Origin of the sequence: Bacillus sp. FSL R5-0659 (genome assembly GCF_038008785.1) — a bacterium.
GTDB classification, from domain to species: Bacteria; Bacillota; Bacilli; order Bacillales; family Bacillaceae; genus Bacillus; species Bacillus safensis.
Window position 1 is genome coordinate 1460225 of sequence record NZ_JBBOZU010000001.1, and the last position, 19075, is coordinate 1479299.

Sequence of the window (19075 nt, forward strand, 5' to 3'; positions counted from 1 at the left end):
CGCTTGTCTAAAAGGGTGGTACCGCGAGACAAGCCTTCTCGTCCCTTATGGGATGAGAGGGCTTTTTTTATTGTTTTTTAATCAGAATTTGCATGTGGAGGAATGGGTATGAACTACAAAGACACCTTATTAATGCCGAAAACAGAATTCCCGATGAGAGGGAACTTGCCGAACAAAGAGCCTGAAATCCAAGAGGAGTGGGCAGAGAAAGACATCTATCAAATGGTTTTAGAGCGGACAAAAGGACGCCCAACGTTTATTTTGCATGATGGGCCTCCATATGCGAATGGTGACATTCATATGGGGCATGCACTCAATAAAATCCTAAAAGATTTTATCGTCCGTTTTAAATCAATGAACGGGTACCATGCTCCGTACGTACCGGGCTGGGATACACACGGGCTGCCAATTGAAACAGCTCTTACTAAAAATAAAAAAGTAAAACGCAAAGAAATGTCTACAGCAGAATTCCGCAAACTGTGCGAGGAGTATGCTTGGAAGCAAATTGAAGGTCAGCGCAATCAGTTTAAGCGCTTAGGCGTCAGAGCAGACTGGGACAATCCATATGTCACATTAAAGCCTGAATACGAAGCGCAGCAAATTCTTGTCTTTGGTGAAATGGCGAAGAGAGGCTATATCTATAAAGGATTAAAGCCAGTTAACTGGTCTCCTTCAAGTGAATCAGCTCTTGCTGAAGCGGAAATTGAATATAAAGACAAACGTTCACCATCGATTTACGTTTCGTTTAAAGTAAAAGATGGCAAAGGCGTTCTTGAAAACGGCGAACAATTCATTATCTGGACAACAACACCATGGACGCTTCCAGCAAACCTTGGCATTTGTGTTCATCCGAACTTAGAGTACAGTGTTCTTCAAGTCGGTGCTGAGCGTTATGTCGTTGCATCTGAACTGGTTGAACAAGTGGCAAAAACACTTGGCTTTGAAGAGTATGAAGTGGTGAAAACGCTAAAAGGAAAAGAATTAGACAACATCGTTGCAGAGCATCCAATCTATGGTAGAGATTCTCTTGTGATGCTTGGCGATCACGTGACAACGGATGCGGGAACAGGCTGTGTTCACACTGCACCAGGCCACGGGGAAGATGACTTTATTGTCGGTACGAAATACGGTCTTGATGTGCTCTGTCCAGTAGATGAAAAAGGTGTGATGACAGATGAGGCACCTGGTTTTGAAGGACTATTCTACGAGGATGCCAATAAAGCCATCACAGAACAGCTTGAAGCAAAAGGCGCGCTGAAGAAGCTCGACTTTATCACGCACTCTTATCCGCATGACTGGAGAACGAAAAAACCAACGATTTATCGTGCGACAGCTCAGTGGTTTGCATCCATTAAAGATTTTAGAGAAGCGTTATTAGACAATATTAAAGAAACGAAATGGGTTCCAGCATGGGGTGAAACACGCCTGTTCAATATGGTGCGTGACAGAGGTGACTGGTGCATTTCAAGACAGCGTGTATGGGGCGTTCCAATTCCGGTGTTTTATGCGGAAAATGGTGAGCCGATCATCACGGACGAAACCATCCAGCATGTATCTCAATTATTTAGAGAGCATGGCTCGAATATTTGGTTTGAAAAAGAAGCGAAAGAGCTATTGCCAGAAGGCTTTACACATCCAGGCAGCCCGAATGGTGAATTTACTAAAGAGCAGGACATCATGGATGTATGGTTTGATTCCGGTTCTTCTCACCAAGCCGTTTTAGAAGAAAGAGATGACCTAGTCCGTCCGGCAGATCTTTACCTTGAAGGCTCTGACCAATATCGCGGCTGGTTTAACTCCTCTTTATCAACAGCTGTTGCTGTCACTGGAAAAGCACCGTATAAAGGTGTCCTAAGCCACGGCTTTACGCTTGATAAAGAAGGACGTAAGATGAGTAAATCATTAGGCAACACGATTGACCCAACGAAGGTTGCGAAGCAGCTCGGTGCAGAAATTCTTAGACTTTGGGTATCTTCTGTCAACTATCAAGCCGATCATCCAGTGTCTGATGATATTTTGAAACAAGTAGCAGAAGTCTATCGTAAAATCCGTAACACCTTCCGCTTCCTGCATGGAAACCTATTTGACTTTGATCCAGCAGTAAATGCCGTGCCGGTAGAAGAGCTTCGCGAAGTGGATCAATACATCTTGATCAAATTAAACAAATTGATTGATAAAGTGAAAAAAGCTTATGATGATTACGAATTTGCGGTCGTCTATCATGCGATTCACAATTTCTGTACGATTGAGCTCAGCTCTTTCTATCTCGATTTTGCAAAGGATGTCGTCTACATTGAGCATGCGGATCACCCAGACCGCCGCAGCATGCAGACTGTCTTCTACGAAACATTAATGGCATTAGTGAAGCTGACTGCACCAATTCTTCCGCATACAGCAGATGAATTATGGAGCCACTTAAGCTTTGTTGAAGAGCCAAGTGTTCAGTTAACAGATATGCCAGAAGGTGTGGCAGTTCCTCAAGCTGAAGCGACAGAAGCGAAGTTTGACCGCTTTATGGAGGTACGTGACGATGTGCTGAAAGCGCTGGAGATTGCGCGTAATGAGAAAGTCATCGGACGTTCACTTGAAGCAAGTGTGACGCTTTATGCGACTGACGAAGTGAAAAACCTTCTTGCATCCATTAAAGAAGATGTGAAGCAGCTCTTTATCATCTCTGAATTAACGGTAGAGGATAAGCAGCATGCAGATACATCGGCGCCTGAATATACATCAGGAAGAATTGTGGTTCAAAAAGCAGAAGGAGAACTGTGCGAACGTTCCCGCATTATTTCAAAAGATGTTGGTGCAAATCCGAAATACCCAACATTGTCGCTGAAAAATGCTGAAATCGTGGAGAAATATTACCAAAATTAACAGTGCGATAATCACAAGCTGGCGCCCCGTCATATGCGGGGCGTTTTCTTTTTTGAGAAAATGACAGCGTTTAGAACGAAAGGAAAAATCTTATGGCTTTAAAGTAACCAGGCAGGGCAACAATATGATTATCACGACAGGGCAGGAGTTGAAATAGCGACATGAATGGCGATTTAGAGACGATTTACACGGAACTCCTTCAAATAAAAGAAGAGCTGCAATCTAAACTGTTTGAATACGCATCATTTCGTTCACCCGCTGAGCATGTCTCGTTGAATGACGTTAAAACGACCACACTTCTTTATCACATCAAAGAAGAGCTGCAAGATGTGTCTCTCGCTATTGCAAAGATCGAACAAGGGACCTATGGCATATGTGAGGCGACAGGTAATATGATTCCGCTTGAACAAATGAGCATTCTTCCTACCGCCCGCACGGCTGACGACTTTTTATATCATAAGCAATACGAGAAAAAAGCATTCACTCCTTATCCTTCCGAATCAAATGATTCTCATTTTGAAGCCTTCCACATGTAGGGAGGTTTTTGTCTGTCAACTAAAGTTTCTTTACTCCTTCCTGTTTTCTTGATAAAATGCTTAAAGATCAAAGTATGAAGATGGAGGAACGTGTGTGTTCTATTACATAATCGCATTCGTTATCATTTGTTTAGACCAATTAACAAAATGGCTCATTGTCAAAAATATGATGCTCGGAGATTCTGTTCCAGTCATTGATGGATTCTTTTATATCACGTCTCACCGAAATTCAGGAGCTGCATGGGGAATTCTCCAAGGGCAAATGTGGTTTTTCTATGTGATCACACTCGTTGTTATTGCGGGAATTGTTTATTACTTACAAAAACATGGACAAAAGGACAAGCTGCTTGGAGTAGCGCTGGCCTTAATGCTTGGCGGAGCGATCGGAAACTTTATCGACCGTATTTTCCGTCAGGAAGTGGTTGATTTTGCTCATTTCGTATTTGGGGATTATCACTACCCAATCTTTAATATTGCAGATTCTTCTCTCTGTGTAGGGGTTATTCTGCTCTTCATTCAAATGCTGTTAGATGGAAAGAAAAATAAGGAGTCAACTACATGAATCAAGTAAATATTGCCGTTTCAGAAGAACAAACGAGTGAACGGCTAGATAAATTTCTAAGCACAACAGAACCAGAATGGTCAAGAACCCAAGTCCAGCAATGGGTAAAAGATGGGCTGATCGAAGTAAACGGGAAACAAGTAAAGGCCAATTACAAAGTACAAGCTGGGGATCAAATCAAAGTGGAGATTCCAGATCCGGAAGCGTTAGATGTAGAAGCAGAACCAATGGATCTTGATATTTATTATGAGGATGCAGATGTGTTAGTCGTAAATAAACCACGAGGAATGGTCGTTCATCCAGCGCCAGGTCATGTGTCAGGTACACTTGTAAATGGCCTGATGGCACATTGTACGGATTTATCAGGGATTAACGGTGTGATGCGTCCTGGAATTGTCCACCGAATCGATAAAGATACGTCTGGGCTGTTAATGGTCGCAAAAAACGATATCGCACATGAGTCACTCGTCAATCAACTGGTGGCTAAAACTGTCACAAGAAAGTATACGGCTGTTGTCCACGGTATTATCCAGCATGATACAGGCACAATTGATGCACCAATTGGCAGAGACAAAAAAGACCGCCAAAGCATGACGGTCACAAAAGAAAATGCAAAACAGGCTGTCACTCACTTTGATGTGATTGAACGCTTTAAAGACTTCACAGTTGTCGAGTGCCGTCTTGAAACAGGAAGAACACACCAAATTCGTGTTCATATGAAATATATCGGTTACCCTCTTGCAGGAGATCCGAAATATGGACCGAGAAAAACAGTCGATTTTAATGGACAGCTTCTGCATGCAGGTGTTTTAGGATTTGATCATCCTAGAACAGGAGAATATATCGAGTTCACAGCACCAATTCCAGCTGATATGCGGGGCTTTATCGATTCATTAAGAAATAACGATTGACAGACCGTTCTTTTTCTGAAATAATAAACGAAGAAATTGAGATTCTTTAAAACAGTCCAGAGAGGCTGAGAAGGATAACGGATCAATTTGTGTACGAGTATGCACAAATGAACGCCCCTCTCTGCCCTTTGCAGAAGGGGCTTTTTATTTGTCAAAAAGAGGTGTAAAAGATGGAACAAAAAGCAGTCATTCTTGATGAACAAGCGATCAGAAGAGCGCTTACCCGCATTGCACATGAAATGATTGAGCGCAACAAAGGGATGAAGGATGTCATCCTTGCTGGGATCAAGACAAGAGGCATACATCTTGCAAAGCGCCTTGCAGAGCGCATCGAGCAAATTGAAGGAAATCCAGTCACTGTGGGTGAACTTGATATTACGCTATACCGTGATGACCTGACAAAAAAGACAGACAACCAAGACCCGCTTGTAAAGGGTGCAGACATACCAGCTGACATTAATGACAAAACACTCATTGTCGTTGACGATGTTCTGTTTACAGGCAGAACCGTCAGAGCAGCTATGGATGCCCTTGTGGATGTAGGAAGACCATCTTCCATTCAGCTGGCTGTGCTCGTCGACCGAGGACACCGGGAGCTGCCAATTCGAGCGGATTATATCGGGAAAAACATTCCGACATCAAAAGCAGAGACCGTTATGGTTCAACTGAATGAAGTAGATCAAAACGACCTTGTCGCTATATATGAAAAATAACCTTTTTAAATGCATTCCAGAGAGTTTGCAAAGAGGGCAATATCAGAGACACCGAGCACACGGCTAACATGACGTGTCTGGTTTTTCTAGGCCTCTTTGCGCATACTCGCAAAGAGGCTTTTTTAATGAAAAAGGACACATCTAGGAGGAAAATCATGAGTCAGCAAAAAGCCAATTTAGGCATTCGAGATATCCCAAAACCATTCACATGGCTATCACTTAGCCTGCAGCATTTGTTTGCGATGTTTGGTGCAACCATTCTTGTACCAAAAATCATTGATATGAGTCCAGCCGTCGCGCTCATCTCAAGCGGTGTGGGAACGATTGTTTACTTAATCATCACAAGAGGACAAATTCCGGCGTATCTTGGATCGTCCTTTGCCTTCATCGCCCCCATACTGAATGTGAAAGCAACGGGCGGACCCGGAGCCGCAATGGTTGGCGCCTTCATGGCGGGTGTCGCTTATGCGCTCATTGCCCTGTTCATTAAATGGCTCGGCACAGGCTGGCTGATGAAGCTTCTGCCGCCGGTCGTCGTAGGACCAGTCATTATGGTTATTGGACTTGGACTCGCTGGAACAGCAGTCAACATGGCGATGTATGTTGATCCGAATGCAACCGAGCTTGTTTACAGCCTCAAGCACTTAATGGTCGCTGGCTTCACACTGGCTGTCACGATTATCAGTATGATTTTCCTAAGAGGATTCCTTAGTTTAATCCCAGTATTAATCGGCATTATCAGCGGCTATCTCTTTGCCTTAACACAAGGCATTGTGAACTTCCAGCCGGTCATTGACGCAAAATGGTTTGCTGTCCCAGACTTCGTCGTGCCATTTGTCGACTATACACCTGCTGTGACTTTAAGCATTCTCACAGTGATGGTGCCGGTTGCCTTTGTCACAATGTCTGAGCATATCGGCCACCAAGTGGTGTTAAGTAAGGTCGTAGGACAAGATTTTATTAAAAAACCAGGTCTTCACCGCTCCATTTTAGGAGACAGTGCGGCGACCATCTTCGCTTCACTTATTGGCGGACCACCAACAACAACTTATGGAGAGAACATTGGCGTACTTGCCATCACAAGAGTGTTCAGTATCTTCGTCATCGGCGGAGCAGCAGTGTTTGCGATCTGCTTCGGTTTTGTAGGGAAAATTTCAGCATTAATCAGTACAGTGCCGTCCGCGGTGATGGGAGGCGTTTCGTTCCTGCTCTTTGGAATCATTGCCTCAAGCGGCCTGAGAATCCTGATTGATCATAAAGTGAATTTTGAAGAAAAGCGTAATCTCATTATCGCATCAGTCATCCTAGTCATCGGAATTGGCGGGGCATTTATTGAGGTGAAACAAATCAATCTCACTCTATCTGGAATGGCACTTGCTGCGATTACGGGTGTCCTGTTAAACCTGATCCTGCCGCATCAAAAAGCGGAAGATGACGAGTCAAATGAATCAAATACAGAAAACCTTTTAAAAGAAGTCCAGTGAGGCTGACAAGGGTTCTAAATGGAGCAGAATGCACGAAAGTGCCGCTGCTTCTTTTGGAGAACCCTAAGCTGCCGAGGCTTAGGGTTTTTTTGAACCTGAAAGTGATGAAAAACTAGAGGGGGAAGAAAAAATGAATGATTTATCGACAATGAGCAGCTTGTCTAAAGAAGAGATTTTACAGCTGATTGAAGAAGCAGCGGCACTCAAAAAGGGGAAACAAGAACATGGATTAGCCGGAGAATTTGTGGCAAACCTCTTCTTTGAACCAAGCACAAGAACACGTTTTAGCTTCGAAGTAGCAGAGAAGAAATTAGGGATGAATGTCCTGAGCTTAGATGCAGCAAGCACCTCCGTTCAAAAGGGCGAAACACTTTACGATACGGTAAAAACACTGGAATCGATCGGAGTAAAGGCATGTGTGATCAGAGACAGCACCGATGAATATTATAACGAGCTGATCGGGAAGGTTGGAATTCCCATCATCAATGCAGGTGATGGCTGCGGACAGCATCCAACCCAATCACTGCTTGACCTCATGACCATTTTTGAAGAGTTTGGCGGCTTTGAAGGCTTAACGATTTCGATTCATGGAGACATCAAACATAGCAGGGTAGCAAGGTCAAATGCTGAGGTTCTCTCAAGGCTGGGAGCGACAGTCCTCTTTTCAGGACCTGCTTCCTTCCAGGATGAACAAAACCCTCACGGAACGTACGTTCAAGTAGATGAAGCCATCGCACAATCTGATGTAGTGATGCTGCTCAGAATCCAGCATGAGCGGCACGCTGAAAAAATGGGCAGTGAAGATTACTTATCAACTTATGGATTAACAGTAGACAGAGCAAACAAAATGAAAGAATGCGCGATTATTATGCATCCAGCACCAGTAAACAGAGGTGTTGAAATAGATGATTCATTAGTAGAGTCCAAGCAGTCAAGGATTTTCAAGCAAATGGAAAATGGTGTTTATATCCGAATGGCCGTATTAAAAAGAGCTTTTCAAAATAGCACACTACATCAAAAAGGGAGAGATTCTGTCTATGTCATATCTCATTAAAAATGGTTTTATCTTAACAAGCACAGGTGAAAGAGTGCAGCAGGATATTAGGGTAAAAGGAAAAGTGATTCAAGCGATTGGTCACCTAGAAAGAGAAGACGGAGAAGAGGTTATTGATGCAGCAGGGCTATTTGTATCACCAGGCTTGATCGATCTGCATGTGCATTTAAGAGAGCCAGGCGGAGAGAAAAAGGAAACAATTGAAACAGGCTCTAAAGCAGCCGCAAGAGGCGGATATACGACGATTGCAGCGATGCCGAATACAAGACCGGTTCCAGATACAAAAGAGCAAATGGAATGGCTGATGAATCGAATCAAAGAAACCTCATCTGTGAGAGTGCTGCCATACGCCTCCATCACAACGAGACAAATTGGGGAAGAGATGACGGATTTTGCAGCACTAAAAGAAGCAGGCGCCTTTGCTTTTACAGATGACGGTGTCGGCATCCAAACAGCAGGCATGATGTACGAAGCGATGAAACAGGCAGCAAGTCTTGATCAAGCAATTGTGGCGCACTGTGAAGATAACTCGCTCATTTACGGCGGGTGCGTTCATGAAGGAGAATATTCAAAAGCAAATGGGTTAAACGGAATACCGTCAATCTGTGAATCGGTGCATATTGCAAGAGATGTTCTTTTAGCAGAAGCAGCGAACTGTCATTATCATGTATGTCATATCAGTACGAAAGAATCTGTGCGGGTCGTACGCGATGCAAAAAAAGCGGGCATCCGTGTGACGGCTGAGGTGTCACCGCATCACCTGCTGTTGTGTGATACGGACATTCCGGGTCTTGATACAAACTATAAAATGAACCCGCCGCTCAGAGGAAAAGAGGATCGCGAGGCATTGATCGAGGGACTGTTAGATGGAACGATTGATTTCATCGCAACAGACCATGCGCCGCATACAGAAGAAGAAAAGAACGAAACCATGCAGCGTGCCCCGTTTGGAATTGTGGGACTTGAAACAGCGTTTCCGCTTCTGTATACACGATTTGTCAAAACAGGCGAATGGACATTAAAAGAACTCGTTGATTATATGACAATCAAACCAGCAGAAGCCTTTTCCCTTCCATACGGAAAGCTTGAAGAAGGACACATAGCTGATATTACACTCATTGATTTAAACAAAGAAACGACAATCGATAAAACAAGCTTCTTATCAAAAGGACAAAATACACCGTTTGACAAATTGACTGTATCAGGATGGCCGGTCATGACACTTGCATCTGGGAAAGTCGTTTATGAAGAGGGGAGACTAGTAAAATGAAGAGACGCTTAGTGCTAGAAAACGGAACAGTATTCGAAGGAACAGGCTTTGGCAGCTTAGAACCATCAGTCGGAGAAGTCGTCTTTAATACAGGGATGACGGGCTATCAAGAAATTTTATCTGATCCATCATACTGCGGACAAATTGTCACACTGACTTACCCGCTTATCGGCAACTACGGCATTAACCGTGATGATTTTGAATCGATCACACCGTTTGTGAAAGGGCTGATTGTGAAAGAGCTTTGTGAAAAGCCCTCAAACTGGCGCTCTTCATACTCACTTGATGAATATTTAAAAATGAAAAACATTCCGGGGCTGAGCGGAATCGATACACGGAAGCTGACTAGAATGATTCGAAGTGCAGGGACTTTAAGAGGGGCGTTTGCAGGACCTGATGAACAAGTGGAAGACGTTGTCCGCCGCCTTCAAACATTGCAGCTGCCAACTGATCAGGTGAGTCAAGTATCTGTGAAAAATGCGTACCCAAGCCCAGGCAGAGGAAAAAGAATTGTCCTTGTCGATTTCGGCATGAAGCACGGCATTTTGCGCGAGCTCAATAAACGTGATTGCGACGTCATTGTGGTGCCATACAACATCACTGCAGATGAAGTGCTGCAGCTAAAGCCTGATGGGATCATGCTTTCAAATGGACCTGGAGATCCTGTGGATGTACCAGAAGCCGTTGAGATGATTCAGCAATTGATTGGAAAGGTGCCGCTCTTTGGAATTTGCCTCGGACATCAATTATTTGCTCTAGCGTGCGGTGCAAGTACAGAAAAAATGAAATTTGGTCACAGAGGATCAAACCATCCGGTGAAAGAACTAGCAACTGGCAAGGTAACACTGACGTCTCAAAACCATGGCTACACGGTTAGCAGTATTAACGAAGACGTGCTCGAAGTCACACATATTGCCTTAAACGACAATACGATTGAAGGATTAAAACATAAAGAAGCACCAGCATTCACTGTTCAGTACCACCCAGAAGCATCACCGGGTCCAGAAGATGCAAACTACTTATTTGACCAGTTCATGGAAATGATTCATACGACTGAGAAAGAAGGGGAAGAAGTATGCCAAAACGCGTAGACATCAAAAAGATTTTAGTAATCGGATCAGGTCCTATCATCATCGGTCAGGCAGCGGAGTTTGACTATGCAGGCACACAGGCTTGCTTAGCACTAAAAGAAGAGGGCTATGAAGTCGTTCTTGTGAACTCTAACCCTGCGACCATCATGACAGATACAGAAATGGCCGACAAGGTATACATCGAACCACTGACACCAGAATTTTTAACACGAATCATTCGAAAAGAACGCCCTGATGCGATCTTGCCAACACTTGGCGGGCAAACTGGATTAAACCTTGCTGTTGAATTATCAGACCTTGGTGTATTAGCTGAATGCGGCGTTGAAGTACTCGGTACAAAGCTGTCAGCCATCCAAAAAGCAGAGGATAGAGATTTATTCCGTAATCTGATGAATGAACTAAATGAGCCTGTACCAGAAAGTGAAATCATTCATAACCTGGAAGAAGCAATGGCGTTTACGGATCAAATCGGTTTCCCTGTCATCGTCAGACCAGCCTATACATTAGGTGGAACGGGCGGCGGAATTTGTACAAACGAGCAAGAACTGAAGGAAATCGTTGAAAACGGCCTGAAGCTAAGCCCAGTTACACAATGCTTACTTGAAAAAAGCATTGCAGGCTTTAAAGAAATTGAATATGAAGTCATGCGAGACAGCGGTGACCATGCAATCGTTGTTTGTAACATGGAAAACTTTGACCCTGTCGGTATCCATACAGGTGACAGTATTGTTGTAGCACCAAGCCAAACGTTAAGTGATCGTGAATATCAGCTGCTTCGCAATGTGTCGCTTAAGCTGATCCGCGCACTTGGCATAGAAGGCGGCTGTAACGTTCAGCTGGCACTTGATCCAAACAGTTTTCAATACTATATCATCGAAGTAAACCCGCGTGTGAGCCGTTCCTCTGCGCTTGCGTCAAAAGCGACAGGCTATCCAATTGCCAAATTGGCAGCGAAAATTGCAGTCGGCTTAACGCTTGATGAAATGATGAACCCAGTCACAGGTAAAACCTATGCAGCCTTCGAGCCGGCACTTGACTATATCGTTTCAAAAATACCGCGCTGGCCATTCGATAAATTTGAATCTGCCAACAGACGTCTTGGTACGCAAATGAAGGCAACTGGTGAAGTCATGGCGATCGGCCGCACATTAGAAGAGTCTCTTCTAAAGGCTGTACGCTCACTTGAAGCCGATGTGCATCACATTGAATTAAAAGATGAAGCAGACATCACAAATGAAGTGCTTGAAAAACGGATTATCAAAGCGGGAGACGAACGATTATTTTATATCGCTGAGGCGCTTAGAAGAGGCTATACAGTCGAACAAATACACGAATTCTCAAAAATTGATTACTTCTTCCTTCATAAACTGGAAGGCATCATCGCCTTTGAGAAGACATTAAAAGAAAACAAAGGCAATACAGACGTATTAAAAGAAGCGAAAGAAAAAGGCTTCTCAGATATCTACATTAGCCGCGAGTGGAATATGAACGAAGCGGATGTCTACAAGCTAAGACAAGAAGCAGGCATTGTACCTGTATACAAAATGGTGGATACATGTGCGGCAGAATTTGAATCAGAGACACCTTATTTCTACAGCACGTATGAAGATGAAAATGAATCAGAACGTACAGACAAGAAAAGCGTTATCGTATTAGGTTCAGGTCCTATCCGAATTGGACAAGGGGTTGAATTTGATTATGCGACCGTTCACTCTGTGTGGGCAATTAAACAAGCAGGCTATGAAGCGATCATTATTAACAACAACCCTGAAACGGTCTCAACAGACTTTAGTATTTCAGATAAGCTCTACTTTGAACCACTCACTGTAGAAGACGTGATGCATATCATCGACCTTGAACAGCCTGAAGGAGTTGTCGTTCAGTTCGGCGGGCAAACGGCGATTAACTTAGCAGATGAATTATCAAATAGAGGGGTTAAAATTCTTGGAACTTCTCTAGAAGACCTAGACCGCGCAGAAAACCGGGACAAGTTTGAACAAACGTTAGAAACACTCGGCGTGCCGCAGCCTAAAGGGAAAACAGCAACGTCTGTGCCTGAAGCAGTAGCGATTGCCAATCAAATTGGCTACCCAGTCCTTGTCCGTCCTTCCTATGTATTAGGCGGCCGCGCGATGGAAATTGTGTATCAAGAAGCCGAGCTTCTTCACTACATGGAGAATGCGGTGAAGGTCAATCCGCAGCATCCAGTGTTAATTGACAAGTATTTGACAGGAAAAGAAATTGAAGTAGATGCCGTGTCTGATGGCGAAACTGTCGTGATCCCAGGCATTATGGAACACATTGAAAGAGCCGGAGTTCACTCTGGTGACTCGATTGCGGTCTATCCGCCGCAAACATTGTCTGAGGACATCAAAGCGAAGATCGCAGAATACACGATCAAGCTTGCAAAAGGACTCAACATTATTGGGCTTTTGAACATCCAATTTGTCCTATCAAAAGGCGAAGTGTATGTACTTGAAGTGAACCCGAGATCAAGCCGGACGGTTCCTTTCTTAAGTAAAATCACAGGCATCCCGATGGCCAACCTTGCGACAAAAGTCATCTTAGGAGACAAGCTCAAAAATTATGGCTACGAAGAAGGGCTTCACACAGAGCAAGAAGGAGTGTACGTTAAAGTCCCAGTCTTCTCTTTTGCTAAATTAAGAAGAGTCGATATTACACTCGGACCTGAAATGAAATCAACAGGTGAAGTCATGGGGAAAGATGTCACGATCGAAAAAGCCCTATATAAAGGATTGATTGCCTCAGGTATTCAAATTCCTAATGACGGAACAGTACTTCTGACAGTGGCTGATAAGGATAAAGAAGAAGGACTTGAGATCGCAAGAAGATTCCATTCGATCGGCTATCATATTTTAGCGACAGAAGGAACGGCAAATTATTTAAAACAAGCCTCCATTCCATCAAGTGTGGTCGGCAAAATCGGAGAGGAAGGCAAAAATCTTCTCGATGTCATTCGAAACGGGGAAGCCCAATTTGTCATCAACACTTTAACAAAAGGAAAACAGCCGGCGAGAGACGGCTTTAGAATTAGACGTGAATCTGTTGAAAACGGAGTGGCCTGCTTAACGTCCCTAGATACAGCAGAAGCCATTTTAAGAGTGCTTGAGAGCATGACATTTAGAGCGGATGAAATGCCAGAAGTGAAAACGAATGCTGAGGTGACAGTAACGATATGAAAAAAGCATACTTGACGGTCGTCTCGAACCGAGAGATCGCTGATCATATTTACGAAATGACATTAAAAGGTGACCTTGTGGACTCCTTTCAAACGGCTGGACAATTTCTTCATCTAAAGGTCAGTGAATCCATGACACCGCTGCTGAGAAGACCGATCAGTATTGCCAACATTCATGCCGAGCAAAAAGAAGCAACCATCATTTACCGCGCAGAGGGAGAGGGCACAAAGCTCCTCTCCCAAAAGCGGGAGGGAGAATCAGTCGATGTATTAGGGCCGCTTGGAAACGGGTACGATCCTTCAGTCGTCCAACCCGGAGAGACGGCTTTACTAGTCGGCGGCGGAATTGGCGTACCGCCTCTATATGAACTGTCCAAACGTTTAACGAAAAAAGGTGTCATTGTGAAGCATGTGTTCGGCTTTCAATCGAAAAAGGATGTATTTTACGAGGAGAAATTTCAAGCACTCGGTGATACGTTTATTGCAACGGTTGATGGCACATACGGTGCTAAAGGCTTTGTAACAGATGTGATAAAAGAGCAAAACCTGAGCTTTGATGTGCTGCTTTCATGCGGTCCAACACCTATGCTAAAAGCGCTGAAAGATACGTATCCTGATAAGCCCGTCTACATTTCGATGGAAGAACGAATGGGCTGCGGAATTGGTGCGTGCTTTGCATGTGTCTGTCATACCGATCAGCTCGACAAACCTTACGTCAAAGTCTGTCTTGATGGACCTGTTTTTAAAGCAGAGGAGGTGGCATTGTCATGCTAAACGTTGAGTTACCGGGATTATCTTTAAAAAATCCAATCATCCCTGCATCAGGCTGCTTCGGGTTCGGGAGAGAATTTGCATCCTTATATGACCTATCATTGCTAGGCGGTATCATGATCAAAGCCACAACCCTTGAACCGAGATTTGGCAATCCCACGCCAAGGGTAGCCGAGACAGGAGCTGGTATGCTTAATGCAATCGGCCTTCAAAATCCGGGTCTAAAAGGCGTGCTTGAAAATGAGCTGCCTTGGCTTGAACAATTTGATACACCTATTATTGCGAATGTTGCTGGCTCACAGGTTGATGATTATGTGGAAGTAGCCAAGCAAATCAGCCAAGCAAAAAATGTTCATGCCCTTGAACTGAATATTTCTTGCCCAAATGTGAAAACAGGCGGGATCGCCTTTGGTACAGATCCAAATATGGCGGCGTCATTGACAAAAGCGGTCAAGGAAGTCTCTTCTGTACCTGTCTATGTCAAGCTGTCACCTAACGTAGCCAATATTGTGGAGATTGCTCAAGCGATTGAAGCTGCTGGAGCAGATGGACTCACCATGATTAACACATTAATCGGTATGCGTTTAGATTTAAAAACAGGGAAACCCATCCTTGCCAATAAAACAGGCGGATTATCAGGACCAGCTGTCAAACCGGTCGCTGTGCGCATGGTACACGAGGTGAGTCAAGCGGTTTCTATCCCGATTATCGGGATGGGCGGAGTGCAAAGTGCTGAAGATGTACTTGAATTTTTACTAGCAGGTGCAAGTGCAGTAGCTGTCGGCACAGCCAATTTTGTGAATCCATTTATTTGCCCGGAAATTATTGAAGAGCTACCAAATGTGTTAGCAGCATATGGTTATTCATCTGTAGAGGAATGCATCGGAAGGAGCTGGAAACATGAAGCACTTGCCCATCATCGCGCTTGATTTTCCATCAGGGAAGGACGCGATTGCCTTTTTAGACCCTTTTGAAGGGACACCATTATTTGTGAAGGTAGGCATGGAGCTGTTTTACCAAGAAGGTCCTGCCATCATTGACGCACTAAAAGAAAAAAATTGCCGTATTTTCCTTGATCTGAAGCTTCATGATATTCCAACAACCGTGCAAAAAGCGATGAACCGGCTTGCTGCACTTGGTGTTGATTTGGTCAATGTGCATGCTGCTGGCGGGAAACGAATGATGCAGGCTGCGTTAGAGGGACTTGAAAGCGGAACCCCTGCCGGACAAAACCGCCCGGGCATCATTGCAGTGACCCAGCTGACTAGTACGTCAGAAGACATGATGAGAAATGAATTACTCATTGACCGTCCGCTGCAAGAGACTGTTATCCGGTACGGACAATTAGCATATGAAAGTGGGCTAGACGGGGTTGTTTGCTCTGTTCATGAATCTAAAGCACTTCATGAACATATTTCACCATCCTTTCTCACTGTAACGCCAGGAATTCGCTTACCGAATGATCAAACCGATGACCAACAGCGCGTGGCGACACCTGCCTATGCAAAGAAGCAAGGTGTTTCACAAATCGTTGTCGGAAGATCAATCACAAAAGCTGATAAACCAATAGAAGCCTATCATCAAATTTTGAAAGAGTGGGAGTGACTGCCAGATGAAATCAAAAATCGCGAAACATCTATTACAAATCAAAGCGGTCTCATTAAAACCAGACGAACCGTTTACATGGGCGAGCGGTATAAAATCACCGATCTATTGTGATAACCGCCTGACATTGTCATATCCAGAAGTGAGACACGACATTGCTGAAGGTCTAAAAAATTTGATTCTCACTCATTTCAAGGGAGCAGAGGTTGTCGCGGGTACTGCAACAGCAGGCATCCCTCATGCGGCATTAGCAGCAGACCGCTTGAACATCCCGATGTGTTATGTCAGAAGTAAGCCGAAAGCACATGGAAAAGGAAATCAAATTGAAGGGGCCGTATCAAAAGGCCAAAAAGTTGTCGTCGTAGAAGACCTTATTTCCACAGGAGGCAGTGTGCTTGAAGTCGTCGCTGCTCTTCAAGATGAGGGCTGCGAGGTACTAGGAGTAGCCGCGATCTTCACATACGGACTGCCAAAAGCAGCGGCAGCATTTCAAGAAAAAAATATTCCATATGTCACCCTAACAGACTATGACACATTGACAGACGTGGCACTTGAACTGAAAGCGATTGAGCCTGCTGCGATGAACAAACTAAAACGCTGGAGACAAGATCCTTCCTCAGAATCTTGGATGGAAGAAACGGTCTGAAAAGTCAAAGCCCATCATTAACAAAAGCTGTGCCTGCCCGCACAGTTTTTTGATTTAGGTAAAAATAGTAAAATAGACTCAAATTTTAATAAAAACTAATCCTATCAATAAAGTCGGGTTGACTTTTGTTTGAATTGTGTTAATATTTAAGACAAATTGAAACTCTTATCCAGAGAGGTGGAGGGACTGGCCCGATGAAACCCGGCAACCTGCGATTCGCAAGGTGCTACTTCCTGCAAAATGATTCTATTTTGAAAGATAAGGAAATCGTGAGCTTCCTCATCTTTCTTTCGGACTGAAAGAAAGTTTTTTTATTTTAACGGTGAGGAGGAAGAGGAGATGGAAGTGAAACAAAATCAGGATGAGGACTTAGTAAAGCATATGCAAGAACTGATTGGGGATATGAAATTCGGTTCAATTACGTTAATTGTTCAGGACGGTCAAGTGATTCAAGTGGAAAAGAACGAAAAAATTAGATTGAAGTAGTGCGGATAAAAGCAATATGAGCTGTACTCCGGAAGGGGAGAAATCATGTTAACTTATGAAAATTGGCAAGAGCCGTCCATTACATTTCAAGAAGATGATTTGTATAAAGGAGCCCTGTCTGTACTGAAATGGGCGTACGGTCATTATGGTGACCAGCTCGTATATGCGTGCAGCTTTGGGATTGAGGGCATCGTTCTGATTGATCTGATTGCAAAAGTAAAAAAAGATGCGAAAATTGTCTTTTTAGATACAGGTCTGCATTTTAAAGAAACATACGACACAATTGATGCAGTAAAGGAAAGATACCCGGGTTTAGACATTGAACTGAAAACGCCTGAGCTGACGGTTGAACAGCAAAATGAGCAGCACGGTGATCAATTATGGAAAACAAATCCTCAAAGCTGCTGCCATATGCGTAAGGTCATTCCTTTGCAAGAAGCCCTATCTGGTTATCCAGCTTGGCTTTCCGGTTTAAGAAGAGAGCAGTCACCAAAACGAGCAGGGACGAATTTCTTAAATAAGGATGAAAAATTCAAATCAGTGAAAGTATGTCCGCTTATCCATTGGACGTGGAAGGACATTTGGAGATATGCATCTAGAGAGGAACTTACTTATAATCCGCTGCACGACCAAGGATATCCAAGTATCGGCTGTGCACCGTGTACACAGCCAGCATTTACTGCAGATGATCTGCGTTCTGGCAGATGGTCAGGCACAGCAAAGACAGAGTGCGGATTACATGAGTAAGGGAGCATAATGTATGGAAATCGCCGCAATTTTATTTAGTCTATTCTTTGCTTTAAACATAGGCGCAAGCGGAGCAGCTGCTTCTATGGGCATTGCGTACGGGTCAGGCGCGATTCAAAAGCCCATTTATGCGCTCAGCGTTTGTGCAGTTGGGATTTTAGCAGGTTCAGTGATTGGCGGCGGTGAGGTCGTCAAAACGATCAGCTCTGGTATTATGCCAGAATCAGTCATTACACTTGAAATCGTTTGTATTATCATTGGTTCTGCTGCACTATCACTTTTCATAGCGAATCTGATGGCGATCCCTTTATCAACAAGTGAGGTCACAGTAGGGGCTGTGGTTGGTGTGGCCGTCGCGTATAAAGTATTGTTTGTGAAATCCATTTTAGTGATTGTGGCATTTTGGGTGATCATCCCGATTTTCGCCTTTCTTTTTACCTTTGCTGTCGTCAAAATCATCAGAATGTTCCCTAAACGGAAGCTGTCTAAAAAAGGCACAGCTATTTTATCTGTCGTGTTAATCCTCAGCGGATTTCTAGAGGCGTTTTCAGCTGGTATGAACAATGTCGCAAATGCGGTCGGTCCGCTTGTCGCGTCAGGCGTTTTGTCAGTCGGGCAAGGAACTCTTTACGGCGGGATCTTTGTTGCACTTGGTGCGCTTTTGCTTGGGAGAAGGGTACTAGAAACAAACGGAAAGAAAATCACCCGCTATCAAACGGGCGAAGGGATTTTACTTTCGAGTACCGGTGCCGGGCTTGTCATCGTCAGCTCTATTTTTGGGCTGCCTGTTCCGCTTACACAAATCACCTCCTCGTCTATTATCGGGCTTGGAATGGCAAAAGGCGGGCCAAACATTTTTCACAAACATGTTGTGAAAAAAATGCTGAAAGTGTGGGTGGTGTCACCCTTCTTATCACTCAGCCTATCGTATTTGCTGGTGAGCCTTTTCTTAAAAGGAGACTATTACTCTATCTTTATCATGATGAGTGTACTGCTTGCCTCACTTGGTGCGCTGAGTCTGATGAAGGCAGTCAAAAATGAGAGCAGCTCTATTCATGAACAGGGCGGCGGGATTTAATCACAAATCCGACTATTAACATCTAATAAATATGAACATTGAGAGGAA

Annotated in this window: 17 protein-coding genes, 1 riboswitch and 1 other annotated feature (1 of these 19 only partly in view); all 17 genes read left to right on the forward strand. The window is 44.0% G+C overall.

The window, feature by feature from the left end; translation table 11 throughout:
- Positions 1–49: a binding site (T-box leader), on the forward strand; it begins 189 nt to the left of the window's first position.
- A 59-nt stretch (positions 50–108) separates the two neighbouring features.
- Complete coding sequence (ileS, locus tag NSQ72_RS07400; RefSeq protein WP_144494979.1) at positions 109–2874, forward strand: isoleucine--tRNA ligase; 2766 nt, start codon at positions 109–111, stop codon at positions 2872–2874.
- 161 nt (positions 2875–3035) lie between these two features.
- Complete coding sequence (locus NSQ72_RS07405) at positions 3036–3410, forward strand: TraR/DksA family transcriptional regulator (protein WP_039178384.1); 375 nt, start codon at positions 3036–3038, stop codon at positions 3408–3410.
- A 94-nt stretch (positions 3411–3504) separates the two neighbouring features.
- Positions 3505–3972, forward strand: a complete 468-nt coding sequence (gene lspA, locus NSQ72_RS07410; RefSeq protein ID WP_024424236.1) for a signal peptidase II — start codon at positions 3505–3507, stop codon at positions 3970–3972.
- Positions 3969–4883 carry an RluA family pseudouridine synthase gene (locus NSQ72_RS07415; RefSeq protein WP_039178386.1) on the forward strand — a complete coding sequence of 305 codons (915 nt, stop codon included), beginning with the start codon at positions 3969–3971 and terminating at the stop codon, positions 4881–4883. The genes lspA and NSQ72_RS07415 overlap by 4 nt, the downstream gene beginning before the upstream one ends.
- 170 nt (positions 4884–5053) lie before the next feature.
- A complete protein-coding gene (pyrR, locus tag NSQ72_RS07420; RefSeq protein ID WP_024424234.1) occupies positions 5054–5596 on the forward strand; it encodes a bifunctional pyr operon transcriptional regulator/uracil phosphoribosyltransferase PyrR in 543 nt (180 codons plus the stop codon).
- A 155-nt stretch (positions 5597–5751) separates the two neighbouring features.
- Positions 5752–7080, forward strand: a complete 1329-nt coding sequence (locus tag NSQ72_RS07425) for a solute carrier family 23 protein (protein WP_039178389.1) — start codon at positions 5752–5754, stop codon at positions 7078–7080.
- A 130-nt stretch (positions 7081–7210) separates the two neighbouring features.
- A complete protein-coding gene (locus NSQ72_RS07430) occupies positions 7211–8134 on the forward strand; it encodes an aspartate carbamoyltransferase catalytic subunit (RefSeq protein WP_339209465.1) in 924 nt (307 codons plus the stop codon).
- Positions 8118–9404, forward strand: a complete 1287-nt coding sequence (locus NSQ72_RS07435; protein WP_341083699.1) for a dihydroorotase — start codon at positions 8118–8120, stop codon at positions 9402–9404. The genes NSQ72_RS07430 and NSQ72_RS07435 overlap by 17 nt, the downstream gene beginning before the upstream one ends.
- Positions 9401–10495: a carbamoyl phosphate synthase small subunit gene (locus tag NSQ72_RS07440; RefSeq protein ID WP_024424230.1), complete on the forward strand. Its 1095-nt coding sequence runs from the start codon at positions 9401–9403 to the stop codon at positions 10493–10495. Before NSQ72_RS07435 ends, NSQ72_RS07440 begins: the two co-directional genes overlap by 4 nt.
- A complete protein-coding gene (gene carB, locus NSQ72_RS07445) occupies positions 10480–13695 on the forward strand; it encodes a carbamoyl-phosphate synthase (glutamine-hydrolyzing) large subunit (RefSeq protein WP_126681787.1) in 3216 nt (1071 codons plus the stop codon). Before NSQ72_RS07440 ends, carB begins: the two co-directional genes overlap by 16 nt.
- Complete coding sequence (locus NSQ72_RS07450; RefSeq protein WP_341083702.1) at positions 13692–14468, forward strand: dihydroorotate dehydrogenase electron transfer subunit; 777 nt, start codon at positions 13692–13694, stop codon at positions 14466–14468. Before carB ends, NSQ72_RS07450 begins: the two co-directional genes overlap by 4 nt.
- Positions 14462–15394, forward strand: coding sequence for a dihydroorotate dehydrogenase (locus NSQ72_RS07455; protein ID WP_047202127.1), 933 nt, complete (start codon positions 14462–14464; stop codon positions 15392–15394). The genes NSQ72_RS07450 and NSQ72_RS07455 overlap by 7 nt, the downstream gene beginning before the upstream one ends.
- Positions 15366–16070: an orotidine-5'-phosphate decarboxylase gene (pyrF, locus tag NSQ72_RS07460; protein ID WP_341083705.1), complete on the forward strand. Its 705-nt coding sequence runs from the start codon at positions 15366–15368 to the stop codon at positions 16068–16070. Before NSQ72_RS07455 ends, pyrF begins: the two co-directional genes overlap by 29 nt.
- Positions 16071–16077: 7 nt before the next feature.
- Positions 16078–16716 carry an orotate phosphoribosyltransferase gene (pyrE, locus tag NSQ72_RS07465; protein WP_341083708.1) on the forward strand — a complete coding sequence of 213 codons (639 nt, stop codon included), beginning with the start codon at positions 16078–16080 and terminating at the stop codon, positions 16714–16716.
- Positions 16717–16878: 162 nt separating this feature from the next.
- Positions 16879–16981, forward strand: a riboswitch (SAM riboswitch).
- A 116-nt stretch (positions 16982–17097) separates the two neighbouring features.
- The gene (locus NSQ72_RS07470) at positions 17098–17202 is read left to right on the forward strand and encodes a DUF2292 domain-containing protein (protein WP_369810469.1); all 105 of its coding nucleotides are present in this window, start codon (positions 17098–17100) and stop codon (positions 17200–17202) included.
- Between the two features lie 45 nt (positions 17203–17247).
- Positions 17248–17949 carry a phosphoadenylyl-sulfate reductase gene (locus NSQ72_RS07475; protein ID WP_039178411.1) on the forward strand — a complete coding sequence of 234 codons (702 nt, stop codon included), beginning with the start codon at positions 17248–17250 and terminating at the stop codon, positions 17947–17949.
- Between the two features lie 13 nt (positions 17950–17962).
- Positions 17963–19027, forward strand: a complete 1065-nt coding sequence (locus NSQ72_RS07480; protein ID WP_047202130.1) for an inorganic phosphate transporter — start codon at positions 17963–17965, stop codon at positions 19025–19027.
- Positions 19028–19075: the final 48 nt, after the last annotated feature.

Excerpts from the sequence above, each read along its gene's own strand:
- ileS (WP_144494979.1), top strand. The coding sequence starts at position 109 with ATGAACTACAAAGACACCTTATTAATGCCGAAAACAGAATTCCCGATG.
- NSQ72_RS07405 (WP_039178384.1), top strand. The coding sequence starts at position 3,036 with ATGAATGGCGATTTAGAGACGATTTACACGGAACTCCTTCAAATAAAA.
- NSQ72_RS07415 (WP_039178386.1), top strand. The coding sequence starts at position 3,969 with ATGAATCAAGTAAATATTGCCGTTTCAGAAGAACAAACGAGTGAACGG.
- pyrR (WP_024424234.1), top strand. The coding sequence starts at position 5,054 with ATGGAACAAAAAGCAGTCATTCTTGATGAACAAGCGATCAGAAGAGCG.
- NSQ72_RS07425 (WP_039178389.1), top strand. The coding sequence starts at position 5,752 with ATGAGTCAGCAAAAAGCCAATTTAGGCATTCGAGATATCCCAAAACCA.
- NSQ72_RS07430 (WP_339209465.1), top strand. The coding sequence starts at position 7,211 with ATGAATGATTTATCGACAATGAGCAGCTTGTCTAAAGAAGAGATTTTA.
- NSQ72_RS07435 (WP_341083699.1), top strand. The coding sequence starts at position 8,118 with ATGTCATATCTCATTAAAAATGGTTTTATCTTAACAAGCACAGGTGAA.
- NSQ72_RS07440 (WP_024424230.1), top strand. The coding sequence starts at position 9,401 with ATGAAGAGACGCTTAGTGCTAGAAAACGGAACAGTATTCGAAGGAACA.
- carB (WP_126681787.1), top strand. The coding sequence starts at position 10,480 with ATGCCAAAACGCGTAGACATCAAAAAGATTTTAGTAATCGGATCAGGT.
- NSQ72_RS07450 (WP_341083702.1), top strand. The coding sequence starts at position 13,692 with ATGAAAAAAGCATACTTGACGGTCGTCTCGAACCGAGAGATCGCTGAT.
- NSQ72_RS07455 (WP_047202127.1), top strand. The coding sequence starts at position 14,462 with ATGCTAAACGTTGAGTTACCGGGATTATCTTTAAAAAATCCAATCATC.
- pyrF (WP_341083705.1), top strand. The coding sequence starts at position 15,366 with ATGAAGCACTTGCCCATCATCGCGCTTGATTTTCCATCAGGGAAGGAC.
- pyrE (WP_341083708.1), top strand. The coding sequence starts at position 16,078 with ATGAAATCAAAAATCGCGAAACATCTATTACAAATCAAAGCGGTCTCA.
- NSQ72_RS07470 (WP_369810469.1), top strand. The coding sequence starts at position 17,098 with ATGCAAGAACTGATTGGGGATATGAAATTCGGTTCAATTACGTTAATT.
- NSQ72_RS07475 (WP_039178411.1), top strand. The coding sequence starts at position 17,248 with ATGTTAACTTATGAAAATTGGCAAGAGCCGTCCATTACATTTCAAGAA.
- NSQ72_RS07480 (WP_047202130.1), top strand. The coding sequence starts at position 17,963 with ATGGAAATCGCCGCAATTTTATTTAGTCTATTCTTTGCTTTAAACATA.